This is a genomic window from Mesorhizobium intechi, from assembly GCF_002879535.1.
In the GTDB taxonomy this organism is placed as follows: Bacteria; Pseudomonadota; Alphaproteobacteria; order Rhizobiales; family Rhizobiaceae; genus Mesorhizobium; species Mesorhizobium intechi.
This window is the reverse complement of the sequence record NZ_PNOT02000252.1, coordinates 23279-36304: the sequence shown is the minus strand read 5'-3', so window position 1 is coordinate 36304 and position 13026 is coordinate 23279. Positions and strand designations below refer to the sequence as shown.

Sequence of the window (13026 nt, the reverse complement as noted above, 5' to 3'; positions counted from 1 at the left end):
GCCGACGACGACACCATCGGCATTGGCGCCGATGACACGCGCCTGCTCGGCGGTCTTGACGCCGAAGCCGACGCAGACCGGCAGGTCGGTATGGCTCTTGATCCGGTTGACCGCCGCCGCCACCTTGCCTGTGTCGGCCAGCGCCGAGCCGGTGATGCCGGTCATCGAGACGTAGTAAACGAAGCCGGACGTGTTCTGCAGCACCTTGGGCAGGCGCTTGTCGTCGGTGGTCGGTGTCGCCAGCCGGATGAAGTTGATGCCGGCCTTCAATGCCGGAATGCAGAGTTCCTCGTCCATTTCCGGCGGCAGGTCGACGACGATCAGCCCGTCGATGCCGCTGGCCAGCGCGTCCTTCAGGAAGCGGTCGACGCCGTAGATGTAGATCGGGTTGTAATAGCCCATCAGCACGATCGGCGTTTCATTGTCGCCGGCGCGGAATTCGGACGCCATCTTCAGCGTCTTGACCAGCGTCTGGCCGCCTTTCAGCGCCCGCAGGCCCGCCGCCTGGATGGCCGGGCCGTCGGCCATCGGATCGGAAAACGGCATGCCGAGCTCGATGATGTCGGAGCCGGCCGCGGGCAGCGCCTTCATGATCGACAGCGAAGTGTCGTAGTCGGGGTCGCCGCCCATGAAATAGGTGACCAGAGCCGGGCGGCCTTCGGTCTTCAGCTTCGCCATGCGGCGGTCGATGCGCGTCGTCATTACTGGCCCTTTGGATGAATTTTGCTCATAGTCAACTCCCAAATCGAAACCGTCCAAAGGGCCTAGATCTCCATGCCCAGCATCGAGGCCACTGTGTGCACGTCCTTGTCGCCACGGCCAGACAGGTTGACGATGACGATCTGGTCCTTGTCCATGGCAGGCACGATCTTCGCCGCATGCGCGATGGCGTGCGCGGATTCCAGCGCCGGGATGATGCCTTCGACGCGCGTCGTCAGCTTGAAGGCTTCCAGCGCCTCGTCGTCGAGGATGGGCACATATTCGACGCGGCCGGAGTCGCGCAGCCAGGAATGCTCCGGGCCGACGCCGGGATAGTCGAGGCCGGCCGATATCGAGTGGCCGTCCATGATCTGGCCGTCGGCATTCTGCAGGAGATAGGTGCGGTTGCCGTGCAGCACGCCGGGCGAACCGGCATTCATCGAGGCGCAATGCTCGATGCCGTCGAGACCGCGTCCGCCTGCCTCGATGCCGATGATGCGCACTTCCTTGTCGTCAAGGAAGGGATGGAACAGGCCGATGGCGTTCGAGCCGCCGCCGACGGCGGCGATGATGGTGTCGGGCAGCCGGCCTTCCTGTTCGAGGATCTGCGCGCGTGCCTCGGTGCCGATCACCGACTGGAAGTCACGCACCAGCTCCGGATAGGGGTGCGGGCCGGCGGCGGTGCCGATCAGGTAATAGGTGTCCTCGACATTGGTGACCCAATCACGAAGGGCTTCGTTCATGGCGTCCTTCAGCGTGCCGTGGCCAGCGGTGACCGGCCGCACTTCAGCGCCGAGCAGCTTCATGCGGAACACGTTCGGGCTCTGCCGGGCAACGTCGGTAGCGCCCATATAGACGACACAGGGATAGCCAAAGCGCGCTGCGACGGTGGCTGATGCCACGCCATGCTGGCCGGCGCCGGTCTCGGCGATGATGCGCTTCTTGCCCATGCGCTTGGCCAGCAGGATCTGGCCGAGGCAGTTGTTGATCTTGTGCGACCCGGTGTGGTTCAGATCCTCGCGCTTGAAATAGACTTTTGCGCCGCCGAGATGCTTCGTAAGACCCTCGGCGAAATAGAGCTTCGACGGGCGTCCGGCATAGTGGGTCGAAAGATCAGAGAGCTCGGCCTTGAAATCGGGATCGTTCTTGACCTCGTTCCAGTGCCGCTCCAGGTCGAGGATCAAAGGCATCAGCGTTTCGGCGACGAAACGACCGCCGAAAATGCCGAACATCCCCTGCTCGTCGGGGCCGGTGCGGAAGGAATTGGGTGTAGCCGGCTTGTCCATCGCCGATCTCCTAAATCTTATGTTTTGTGCATGTCCTTGTCCGGAAAACCGGATTCCACTTTTCCGGGACATGCTCTGATTGGAACCATGCTCAGGCGGCGCGGTCGTCGCGTGCTGCCCGGACGGCCCGGAAAAACTGCTCGATCAACGCCGGGTCCTTGACGCCCGGCGCGCTTTCCACACCGGAAGAAATGTCTATTCCGGGCGGGTTCGCAAGCCGAAGGGCATCGCCGATATTAGCGGCGTTGAGCCCACCGGAAAGCATGTAATCGACGCCGCCGTCAAGGCCGGCAAGGATGCGCCAGTCGAAGGCGACGCCATTGCCGCCCGGCAGCTCGGAGCCTTTCGGCGGCTTGGCGTCGAACAGGAACCGGTCGGCAATGCCGATGAACGGCTCCATCCGGTCGAGGTCGGAGGCCTCGCCGAGCGGCAATGCCTTCATCACCGGCAAGCCATAACGGGCTTTCAGCTCAGCCACCCGCTCGGGGGTTTCCGAGCCGTGCAGTTGCAACATGTCGGGCTGCATTCTTTCGACAATCCCGTCCAGGAAGGCGTCGGTTGCATCGACCGTCACGGCAACCGCCAGGGCCCTGCCGCGCGCGGCTTCGCGCAGACGGCCGGCTTCCGCCGGCTCGACATAACGCGGGCTCTTCGCGAAGAAGATAAAGCCGACATGGCTGGCGCCGCCGGCGAGCGCCGCGGCCATAGCCTGGTCGGTCTTCAAGCCGCAGATTTTGATGTCGAGCGCCATGGCGCGGGAATTGGCATGAAATCGAGACAGAGTCGAGAAAAAGCATACTGTTTGCCGGCAACGCCAAAGACGCTACCTATTTGATGGACCGGATTAACTGGCAGCGTGCAGGGCGGGAGAACGATCATGGCCGACAGAACGGTTGCGGAACTGAAGCAGAAGATCGCGCAGGCGCGCGAGGTCATCGCCCATCTGATGGACAAAGCCGCCTTCAACGGCGCCGAAGGGCATCGGGCGCTCGACTATTTCGGCAGCGATGAATTCGACCGGAATTTCCTGCCCTGGCCGCATCACGGCGATGAGGGCCTGCGGCCGGACGAACTCAACGCCGCGAATGACGACTGACTACTCGAACACGATCGCCTGCAGGGCGCCGCCATTGCGCTTCAGCCAGTCCTTGCAGCGGTCGGTGTCGGGGCAGAGTTTTTCGCACAGTTTCCAGAATTTCGGGCCGTGGTTCATCTCCTTGAGATGCGCCACCTCGTGCGCGACGAGGTAATTTATGACCGGCTGCGGCGCCATCATGATGCGCCAGGAGAAGGAGAGATTGCCTTCCGAGGTGCAGGAGCCCCAGCGGCTGGACGTGTCCTTGTAGCGGATCGCCTTGGCGCGCTTGCCGAGCGCCTCGGTGTGCTTGATCACCAGCTTCTCGATTTCCTTCTTGGCCTCGCGCTTCAGGAAGTCGGCGATGCGGCGCGGCAGGTGCACACGGTCACCATGCACGATCAGCAGCGGGCCGCGCTCGTCGCGCGATACCGCCACCGTGCCGCGCTTTGACGGCTCATGGACGATGCGGTGCGGCACGCCGCGGATCGGGATCTTGATGCCCGGCCGAACTTGCGGGCGCGTCGGCACCTTGGCGAGGCGCTGCTCCAGCCAATCCTGATGGCGGTCGAGGAACCTGTCCACCTCACCACGGCGCAGGCCGGGCGGCACGGTGATGCGCAGGCCCTGGCCGCCGGAATCGATGCGCAGCGTCAGGCGCCGTGCCCGGGCGCTCTCGACGATCTTGAGCGGCAACGTGCGACCGGCGACGCAATATTCGCGCTCCACGACGGGCGTGGCCTTGGGCTTCGTCAGATTGCGGAAGAATCCGATGGTCATGGCGGGACGATACGCGATTCGAGAAAAACGACCAGAACAAAAAAGAAACGGCGCCGCTCGCGCGACGCCGTTTTTTCACGATCGGCCCTGTCCTACAGCGCCGCGCGTCCCCTGAGACGCGCAAAGGACGCCGTAGCACTTCAAGTTGGCGCATGACCTTTTCCAAAAACCGGTTCCGGCTTTCGGGGCGATGCGCTCGGCCTCAGTCGTCAAGCAGGTTCGAGCCCTTGCCACGCTTGGTCGGCGTCGTGCCGGTGCTCGGGTCGGTCTTCGCCGGAGCGGTCGACTTGTTGCGGTTCGCCATGAAGCGGTCGAACTCGTCCTGATCCTTGGCGCGACGCAGTTCGCGGGCATAGTCGTCGAACTCGGTCAGCATGTCGTCGAGCTTGCGGCGTTCCTCGGCGAGGCGCTCGAGCTCCTTTTCGCGCCAGTCGTCGAAAGCGACGTTGCCGGTGCGGGCGGAGCCATTGCCCCAGCGCGCGGCCTTGTCGGAACCGCGGCGGCAGCCGGCGAAGATGCCGTCGGTCGCGCGGTTGACGTCACGCTTGAAGCCGTCGAGCCGATCGCCCCAGATGATGTAGGCGAGCATGGCGAAGCCGAGCGGCCAGAACACCATGAAGCCGATCACCATCAACGCGATGGTTGCCGGCGTCCAGGCCGGGCGGATCAATGCAGATGTGTTCATTTTCTCCCATTCCTTCGGTTGGAGACAGCCAGGACCGGCTGCGTGGAATCGAAATGGGAAGGCGAAAACGGCGATTCAAGACAATATCCGCCAAAACCAGACAAGAGCCTGAAATGATTATCGCTTTTTGAGCCTGTCGAGGAAAAGCACGACCAGCCCGGCGATCAGCCCCCAGAATGCCGCGCCAACACCGAACAGGGTGAGCCCCGAAGCGGTGACGACGAAGGTGACGGTGGCGGCCATGCGATCGCCCTCGTCCTTCAGCGCGATCGCCAGCGCGTTGGCGAGCGATGCCATCAGCGCCAGACCCGCCACCAGCACGATCAGGCTCTGCGGCAGGACGGCGAAGATCGCCACCAGGGAGGCGCCGAAAATCGCGAAGATGAGATAGGCGAGCGCATAAAAAGGGCCGGTCTTCCAGCGCTCGGCGGGGTCGGGATGGACGTCCGGCCCGGTGCAGATCGCCGCCGAAATCGCCGCCAGATTCGTCGTCGAGCCACCGAATGGCGCCGACAGCAGGGAAAACAGGCCGGTGACGCCGATCAGCGGCCCGGGCTCCGGATGGTAGCCGGCGGCGCGCAGCACCGCCAGCCCCGACAGGTTCTGCGAGGCCATGGTGACGAGATAGAGCGGCAACGCCAGGCCGATCATCGCCTTGGCGGTGAAATCAGGCACGATCAGCGTCAGCGTCGACAGTTCCGGTGTCGGCAGGCCGCCGACGCGGCCGGTCAGAAACGCCGCGAGGCCGCCGCCGACAAGCACGGCCAGCACCGACAGTGCCGGATTGAACAGGCGGATGACGAAGAACGCCGCGATCAGCGGCAGGATCAGCCAGGGATCGACTGGAACGGTCTTGACCGCGTTGAGGGCGAAGGTGACAACGATGCCGGCCAGCATGCCGGAAGCGACCGAGGGCGGTATCCTGGAGATCAGTTGCGTCAGGGGCCGGAACAGGCCGGTGGCGATCAGCAGGACGGCGGTGACGATGAAGGCGGCGACCGCCTCGCCTATCGAAAAGCCGCTCGATGCCGCCATCAGTGCAAGACCCGGCGTCGACCAGGCGGTGATGACAGGCATTTTCGTGCGCCACGACAGCCACAGGCTTTCGATCGCCATGGCGAGGCAGATGGTCGTCACCCAGCTCGCGGTCTGAATTTGCGTCGCGCCGACCGCGTGCGCGGCGGCAATGACGATGGCCAGCGTGCCGCCAAAGCCGACAATTGCCGCAACGAAGGCGGATATGGGGATGGAAAGGCGCATGATCAGTTGCCCCGCCCGGCCCCTCGGCCGGCCAAGTCGCCGACCGCCCGCACCAGCATGTCGAGGTCCTGCGGCCGCGACAGGCGGTGATCGCCGTCCGGAATGAGCGACAGCGTGACATCGTCGGCCGGCAGCAGGCTGACCAGCTTCAGCGCATGGCTCGACGGCACGTCCGGATCGGCCAGTCCTTGCAGGATATGGACCGGGCAATGCGTGTCGATCGGACCGGTCATCACCCGGTTGACGCGCCCGTCCTCGATCAGCGCGCGTGTATAGATATAGGGCTCAGCTGAATAATCGGAGGGCTCGGCGAAGAAGCCCTTCTCGGCGAGGTCGCGCTTTTGCGCCTCGGTCAGCACCGGTTCGACCAGCTCCGAGGTAAAATCCGGCGCCGGCGCCAGCAGCACCATGCCGACGACGCTTGCGTCGCCCGCCTTGCGCAATTCCTGCACCATGCGCAGCGCGATCCAGGCGCCCATCGACGAGCCGACCAGGATCTGGTTGCCCTTGGCAAACTTCCGGAACACAGCGAGGCTTTGCGAAAGCCATCTCGAAATCGTGCCGCCGGAAAAAGCGCCGCCGGATTCGCCATGACCGGAATAGTCGTGGCGCAGGAAGGCGCGGCCTTCTCTTGCCGCCCAATCCGACAGTGTCTGCGCTTTGGTGCCGAGCATGTCCGACTTGTAGCCGCCGAGCCAGACGATGCCGGGCGTCGAACCCGCGCAATGGCGCACCGCGATGCGCGATCCGTCGACATCGAGGAAGGTTGGGGGCGTGACAGTCATGGCTTTTTCCTCAGGCCCCTCTTCTGGCTCGGCGGTTCTTGTGCCACAGCCACGGGCGTGGCGAAAAGTGCCCGCGCGGTTTCTTTGTTTGGCGCAGGCGGTGATCAGGGTGATTTTCTGTCAATGCTGTGCTATTGACTCCGCCCGCGCGCTCACCACATTGGCGCGTCCACGCATCAAGACCGACAAATCCTGAACGAAACGGCCAAGGAGACCACGACCATTCGCAGACCTTTCAAAGCAGCGGCGCCGACCAAGGATGGGCCGCGCTCCAACCGTGACATCCGGGTTCCCCGGGTCCAGCTTATCGACGCCGAAGGCCAGAACCGCGGCGATGTTTCCATCAACGACGCATTGCTGCTCGCCGAAGAGGCCGGGCTCGATCTCGTTGAGATATCGCCCAATGCGGTACCGCCCGTCGTAAAGATCCTCGATCTCGGCAAGTTGAAATACGCCAACCAGAAGAAGGCGGCCGAGGCGCGCAAGAATCAGAAGGTCATCGAGATCAAGGAGATCAAGATGCGCCCGAACATCGACAGCCATGACTACGAGACCAAGATGAAGGCGGTTCGCCGCTTCTTCGAGGAGGGAGACAAGGTCAAGCTGACGCTGCGCTTCCGTGGCCGCGAGATGGCGCATATGGAACTCGGCATGCAGCTTCTGAACAAGGTGCGCGAGGAAGTGGCGACCATAGCCAAGGTCGAGGCGGAGCCGAAGCTCGAAGGCCGCCAGATGATGATGGTGCTGGCGCCGCGCTAAGGTGTGCTGAAACAACGCACTAGATCACGATAAAGTCAGGCGCGACCAGCGCTCCAAATCCGCCTGAATTGTCTTGCAGAGCGTCCCGGCGATCGGCGGGGCGCCTGTTTTCTTGGCTGAAGCTGCGATCGCCGGCTAAGCTCTTCGACGATCGGACACCGCTTGGACAACGAACTCAAATACGGGCTGGGCAACTACCAGCAGATGCGTCGGCTGGTGCTTGCCGTGCTCGTGGTGGTGCTGTTTCTGGCGCTGCTGTTCGGCCAATCGACCTTCCCGCCCGACACGCCCGTGCATGAGACAATCGAAATGTTCGGCGTTCTGCTGATCTTCCTCGGCATCGTCGGCCGGCTTTGGGCGACGCTCTACATAGGCGGGCGCAAATCCTCCCAGGTGGTCACCGGCGGGCCCTATTCGATCACCCGCAACCCGCTCTATGTGTTCTCGACAGTGGCCGCGGCTGGCGTGGGCGCGCAAATCGGCTCGTTCTCGGGCATCATCCTGTTCGCACTGCTGTGCGCCGGCGCCTTCCATATCGTCATCCTGCGCGAGGAGAAATTCCTCAAGGAAGCGCTCGGCGCGCCCTATCAGGCCTATTTGAACACGGTGCCGCGCTTCTTCCCGAAGCTTTCCCTCTATCAGGAGGGCGACACCGGCAGCTTCAAGCCGCGCCTGTTGTTGACCACGCTGCTCGATGGTCTGGTGTTCCTGATCGCCCTGCCGGCCTTCGAACTGATCGACGGCGCGCAGCAGTCCGGCATGCTGCCGGTGTGGTTCACGCTGCCCTGATCGGGACAGAGCGCCGCACGGCTTCAGGTGTTGCGTACAGGCCGTGTTTGACGTATAGGACCGCCGTTCAAGAAAACCGCCCGGCAGGGCATGCCGTGGCGGTTTCATTTGCTTTTCGGGCTTTGGTCGGCCTGGAGCGAACAAGAAGCGCGATAGTGCGCCAACAATATGGAGTAGCAAAATGCCCAAGATGAAGACCAAGTCGGCCGCCAAGAAGCGGTTCAAGATCACAGGTACGGGTAAAGTCCTGTCGGCTGCGGCCGGCAAGCGTCACGGCATGATCAAGCGTTCCAACAAGTTCATTCGAAATGCCCGCGGCACGATGGTTCTGGCTGAACCGGATGGCAAGAAGGTCATCAAGAATTTTCTGCCGAACGGCCTCTGAGCATTCGGTCTGGACAGCGTTTTAAGGAGATCATGACATGGCACGCGTAAAGAGAGGCGTCACCTCGCACGCCAAGCACAAGAAGGTCCTGAAAGCCGCCAAGGGCTTCTACGGCCGTCGCAAGAACACCATCCGCATCGCCAAGCAGGCGGTGGAGAAGTCGCTGCAGTACGCTTACCGCGACCGCAAGAACCGCAAGCGCTCGTTCCGCGCCCTGTGGATCCAGCGCATCAACGCAGCGACCCACGAGCATGGCCTGACCTACGGCCGCTTCATCGACGGCCTCAACAAGGCCGGCATCGAGATCGATCGCAAGATCCTGTCCGACATGGCCATCCATGAGCCGCAGGCTTTCGCCGCGCTCGTGGCCAAGGCCAAGGTCGCGCTCGAATATCTGAAGAACACCACGCCGAACGCTTTTGAAAGCGCTGTCGCCTAAGACCAGCGCTTCCCAAGCATTCGCAATTCTGATTATGGGGAACCCGCGCTGGCACGGCTGGCGCGGGTTCTTTTGTCTCTGATGCCTGACCTTTCAACTCAAAAGTGGCTTCCACTTTAAAGTCGACTTCCAACGTAGCGAGTTTGACCGTGAACGACGCAACTAGTGGCCTGGATACGCTCGAAAATTCCCTGCTGGCCGATATCGCTTCGGCGGCCGATGAGCCGGCCATCGAGGCCGTGCGCATCGCCGCCTTCGGCAAGAAGGGCACCGTGTCCGAGATGCTGAAGACGCTTGGCGCCATGACCGCCGAGGAGCGCCAGCTCAAGGGCCCTGTCATCAACGGCCTGAAGAACCGCGTCACCGAGGCACTGACGGCCCGCAAGGCCGAACTCAGGGACCTGGCGATCGCCGCGCGTCTCGCCGCCGAAAAGGTCGACGTGACGCTGCCGGTGCGGCAGTCGCCGGCCGAGCGCGGCCGCATCCATCCGATCAGCCAGGTCATCGACGAGATCGCCGCGATCTTCGGCGATCTCGGCTTCGCCATTGCCGAAGGTCCCGATATCGAGACCGACTACTACAATTTCACCGCGCTGAATTTCCCTGAGGGACATCCGGCACGAGAGATGCACGACACCTTCTTCTTCCAGCTGGACGAGAAGGGCGAGCGCAAGGTGTTGCGCACGCACACCTCGCCCGTGCAGATCCGCACCATGGAGACGCAGAAGCCGCCGATCCGCATCGTCATCCCGGGCAAGACCTACCGCCAGGATTCCGACGCCACGCATTCGCCGATGTTCCATCAGGTCGAGGGACTGGTGATCGACAGATCAGCCAACGTCGCCAACATGAAGTGGGTGTTGGAAGAGTTCTGCAAGGCGTTCTTCGAGGTGCCCTCGGTCAAGATGCGCTTCCGGCCGTCCTTCTTCCCGTTCACCGAGCCAAGCCTCGAGGTCGACATCCAGTGCGACCGCTCGCGGCCGGGCGAAGTGCGTTTCGGCGAAGGCTCCGACTGGATGGAGATCCTCGGCTGCGGCATGGTCCACCCCAATGTGCTGCGCGCCGGCGGGCTCGATCCCGACGAATATCAGGGTTTTGCCTGGGGCATGGGCATCGATCGTATCGCCATGCTGAAATACGGCATGCCGGACCTGCGCGCTTTCTTCGACGCGGATGTGCGCTGGCTGTCGCATTACGGGTTCCGGCCCCTCGACATGCCGACGCTGTTCGGCGGCTTGAGCGCATGACAGCGCTCCACATCGGCGGCTGCCGCTGCGGCGCCGTGCGGTTCGAGGCTTCGGCCGAACCGCACCACGTCAGCTATTGCCATTGCGGCGATTGCCGGCGGGCCAGCGGCGCCCCGGTCTCGGCCTTCGTCGGCTTCCTGGCCGGCCAGGTGGTGTTCACCGGCAAGGCGATGAAGATGTACGAGGACGGCCCGGTGACGCGCTCGTTTTGCGGCGTCTGCGGCTCGCCCATCGCCTATGTCGACGAGCGGCTGGAAGACGACATCTACTTCATGCTCGGCGCCATGGACGCGCCGGCCGACTTCAAGCCGACGCTGCATGCCTATGTCAGCGAGCAGCTTCCCTTCCTGCATATGTCCGACGATCTGCCGAGACATCTGAAATCAAGCGTCAAACGACCAGACGGAACAGTCCCATGAAATTCACCCTCTCCTGGCTCAAGGATCATCTCGATACCGATGCCTCGCTCGACGAGATCGTCGAGCGGCTGACGTCGATCGGCCTCGAAGTCGAGGATGTCGACGACAAGTCGAGCCTGAAACCCTTCGTCATCGCCAAGGTGCTGACGGCGGTGCAGCACCCCGATGCCGATAGGCTGCGCGTTCTGACGGTCGATACCGGCGACGGCAAGTCCCCTGTCCAGGTCGTCTGCGGCGCGCCGAATGCGCGGGCCGGTTTGATCGGCGCTTTCGCCGCGCCCGGCACCTATGTGCCCGGCATCGACGTGACGCTGACGGTCGGCAAGATCCGAGGCGTCGAAAGCCATGGGATGATGTGTTCCGAGCGCGAGCTGGAACTGTCCGACGAGCACAATGGCATCATCGACCTGCCGGCCGACGCGCCGGTCGGCGCCAGCTTCGCGTCCTACGCGCATCTCGACGACCCGGTCATCGAGATCAACCTGACGCCGAACCGGCCGGATGCCACCAGCGTTTACGGCATTGCCAGGGATCTTGCGGCGAGCGGCCTCGGCACGCTCAAAAGTGGCGCGGTCGAAAAGATTCCCGGCAAGGGCCAGACGCCGGTCAAGGTGGTCATCGAGGTGCCGGAACTTTGCCCGGGCTTCGCCTTGCGGCTGGTGCGCGGCGTCAAGAACGGCCCTTCGCCGAAATGGCTGCAGCAAAGGCTGATCGCCATTGGCCTCCGGCCGATCAGCGCGCTGGTCGACATCACCAACTACATCACCTTCGATCGCGGCCGACCGCTGCATGTGTTCGATGCGAAGAAGGTCGCCGGCAATCTCGTCGTGCGCCGCGCCAGGGACGGCGAGACGGTGAAGGCTCTGGACGGTCGCGAATACACGCTGACGCCCGACATGTGTGCGATTTCGGACGACAATGGTGTCGAATCCATCGCCGGCGTGATGGGCGGCGAGCATTCCGGCTGCGACGAGAACACGACCGATGTGCTCATCGAATCGGCGCTTTGGGATCCGATCACCACCGCCCGCACCGGCCGCACGCTCGGCATCATCACCGATGCGCGCTATCGTTTCGAGCGCGGCGTCGACCCTGAATTCATGGTGCCCGGCGTCGAGCTGGCAACGAGGCTGGTGCTCGATCTCTGCGGCGGTGAGCCGGCCGAGATCGAAGTCGTCGGCTATGCCGGCCACAAGCCCATGATCGTCTCCTTCCCGCTGTCGGAAGTGACGCGGCTGACGGGCATCGTGGTGCCAAGAGAGGAAAGCCTCGACATCCTGTCGCGCCTCGGCTTCAAGCCGCAGGGCTCGGGCGACGTCGTGGACGTCGCTGTGCCGTCTTGGCGTCCCGATATCGACGGCAAGGCCGACCTGGTCGAAGAGGTGATGCGCATCCACGGCGTCGATAACATCGCCCCGCAGCCGCTCGGCGCGCATGACGCGGTCAATGCGAAGATCCTGACCACGCTGCAGGTCCGCACCCGCACCGCCAAGCGCGCGCTTGCCGTGCGCGGTATGATGGAGGCCGTTACCTGGTCGTTCATTCCGGCCAAGCATGCCGAGCTGTTCGGCGGCGGCCAGACGGCGCTGAAGCTTGCCAACCCGATCGCCGCCGACATGTCCGACATGAGGCCGTCGCTGCTGCCGGGGCTGATCGCCGCTGCCCAGCGCAATGCCGACAAAGGCATTGGCGATGTCGCGCTGTTCGAGGTGTCGGGCACCTATGAGGGCGACGGCGCCGACCAGCAGCGGCGGGTCGCCGCCGGGGTGCGCCGCGGCACCGCCAAGCTCGAAGGCTCGGGCCGCAGCTGGGCCGGCAATTCCGGCCCGGTCGGCGTGCTCGACGCCAAGGCCGATGCAATCGCGGCGCTCGAAGCCTGCGGCGCGCCGGCCGAGCGGCTGCAGATCGAGGCGGGCGGTCCAGCTTGGTACCATCCCGGCCGGTCCGGCACGATCAAGCTCGGGCCGAAGACCGTGCTCGGTACGTTCGGCGAATTCCATCCCAAGACAATGGAAGGGCTTGACGTCTCCGGTCCGCTCTGCGGATTCGAAGTGTTCGTCGACGCCGTGCCCGAACCGAAGGCCAAGCCGACGAAGACCAAGCCGAAGCTGGAGCTCTCCGCCTTCCAGGCGGTGAAGCGCGACTTCGCCTTCGTCGTCGACAAGGCGGTCGAGGCAGGCACGCTGGTGCGCGCCGCATTGGCGGCCGACAAGAAGCTGATCACAGCCGTCTCGGTCTTCGACATCTTCGAAGGTGCGTCGCTCGGCGCCGACAAGAAATCGATCGCCATCGAAGTGTCGATCCAGCCGGTCGAGAAGACGCTGACCGACGAGGACTTCGAGGCGCTGGCCAAGCGCATCGTCGAGAATGTCGGCAAACAGACGGGTGGCGTGCTGCGCGCCTGAGGCAATTCCCGGA

15 protein-coding genes are annotated in these 13026 nt (G+C 63.7%); 8 read left to right on the top strand and 7 right to left on the bottom strand.

Annotation, left to right across the window (positions count from 1 at the left end):
• The 3 genes from trpA to C1D09_RS22400 form a co-directional block, all read right to left on the bottom strand.
• The coding region (gene trpA / locus C1D09_RS22410) for a tryptophan synthase subunit alpha (protein WP_143976339.1) at positions 1-702 on the bottom strand (702 nt) is incomplete at its 3' end.
• Between the two features lie 62 nt (positions 703-764).
• Complete coding sequence (trpB, locus tag C1D09_RS22405; RefSeq protein ID WP_143976338.1) at positions 765-1985, bottom strand: tryptophan synthase subunit beta; 1221 nt, start codon at positions 1983-1985, stop codon at positions 765-767.
• Between the two features lie 91 nt (positions 1986-2076).
• Positions 2077-2736 (bottom strand): phosphoribosylanthranilate isomerase, encoded by a 660-nt coding sequence (locus tag C1D09_RS22400; protein ID WP_143976337.1) that lies wholly within the window; start codon positions 2734-2736, stop codon positions 2077-2079.
• A 126-nt stretch (positions 2737-2862) separates the two neighbouring features.
• Here C1D09_RS22400 and C1D09_RS22395 point away from each other — a divergent pair, with 126 nt between their 5' ends.
• Positions 2863-3081, top strand: a complete 219-nt coding sequence (locus C1D09_RS22395; RefSeq protein WP_143976336.1) for a hypothetical protein — start codon at positions 2863-2865, stop codon at positions 3079-3081.
• Here the strand turns inward: C1D09_RS22395 and C1D09_RS22390 are convergent, their stop codons facing one another.
• The 4 genes from C1D09_RS22390 to C1D09_RS22375 form a co-directional block, all read right to left on the bottom strand.
• Positions 3082-3840 carry a M48 family metallopeptidase gene (locus C1D09_RS22390; RefSeq protein ID WP_143976335.1) on the bottom strand — a complete coding sequence of 253 codons (759 nt, stop codon included), beginning with the start codon at positions 3838-3840 and terminating at the stop codon, positions 3082-3084. It abuts the gene before it with no gap.
• A gap of 202 nt (positions 3841-4042) precedes the next feature.
• Positions 4043-4525, bottom strand: coding sequence for a DUF2852 domain-containing protein (locus C1D09_RS22385; RefSeq protein WP_096452769.1), 483 nt, complete (start codon positions 4523-4525; stop codon positions 4043-4045).
• A 117-nt stretch (positions 4526-4642) separates the two neighbouring features.
• Positions 4643-5785: a benzoate/H(+) symporter BenE family transporter gene (locus C1D09_RS22380; RefSeq protein WP_143976334.1), complete on the bottom strand. Its 1143-nt coding sequence runs from the start codon at positions 5783-5785 to the stop codon at positions 4643-4645.
• A gap of 2 nt (positions 5786-5787) precedes the next feature.
• Entirely contained in the window at positions 5788-6570 is a 783-nt protein-coding gene (locus tag C1D09_RS22375; protein WP_143976333.1) for an alpha/beta hydrolase, read from the bottom strand.
• Positions 6571-6792: 222 nt separating this feature from the next.
• On the opposite strand from C1D09_RS22375, the gene infC reads away from it, so the two are divergent.
• From infC to pheT, 7 genes are all read left to right on the top strand, one after another.
• Positions 6793-7329, top strand: a complete 537-nt coding sequence (infC, locus tag C1D09_RS22370; RefSeq protein WP_010912915.1) for a translation initiation factor IF-3 — start codon at positions 6793-6795, stop codon at positions 7327-7329.
• Positions 7330-7491: 162 nt separating this feature from the next.
• Positions 7492-8118: a methyltransferase family protein gene (locus C1D09_RS22365; RefSeq protein WP_143976332.1), complete on the top strand. Its 627-nt coding sequence runs from the start codon at positions 7492-7494 to the stop codon at positions 8116-8118.
• A 181-nt stretch (positions 8119-8299) separates the two neighbouring features.
• Positions 8300-8503 carry a 50S ribosomal protein L35 gene (gene rpmI / locus C1D09_RS22360; protein WP_006201248.1) on the top strand — a complete coding sequence of 68 codons (204 nt, stop codon included), beginning with the start codon at positions 8300-8302 and terminating at the stop codon, positions 8501-8503.
• 37 nt (positions 8504-8540) lie between these two features.
• Positions 8541-8942 carry a 50S ribosomal protein L20 gene (gene rplT, locus C1D09_RS22355; protein ID WP_006201247.1) on the top strand — a complete coding sequence of 134 codons (402 nt, stop codon included), beginning with the start codon at positions 8541-8543 and terminating at the stop codon, positions 8940-8942.
• Positions 8943-9091: 149 nt separating this feature from the next.
• Entirely contained in the window at positions 9092-10189 is a 1098-nt protein-coding gene (gene pheS, locus C1D09_RS22350; RefSeq protein ID WP_143976331.1) for a phenylalanine--tRNA ligase subunit alpha, read from the top strand.
• Complete coding sequence (locus tag C1D09_RS22345; protein ID WP_143976330.1) at positions 10186-10608, top strand: GFA family protein; 423 nt, start codon at positions 10186-10188, stop codon at positions 10606-10608. The genes pheS and C1D09_RS22345 overlap by 4 nt, the downstream gene beginning before the upstream one ends.
• The gene (gene pheT / locus C1D09_RS22340; protein WP_143976329.1) at positions 10605-13013 is read left to right on the top strand and encodes a phenylalanine--tRNA ligase subunit beta; all 2409 of its coding nucleotides are present in this window, start codon (positions 10605-10607) and stop codon (positions 13011-13013) included. The genes C1D09_RS22345 and pheT overlap by 4 nt, the downstream gene beginning before the upstream one ends.
• The last annotated feature ends 13 nt before the right edge of the window (positions 13014-13026 follow it).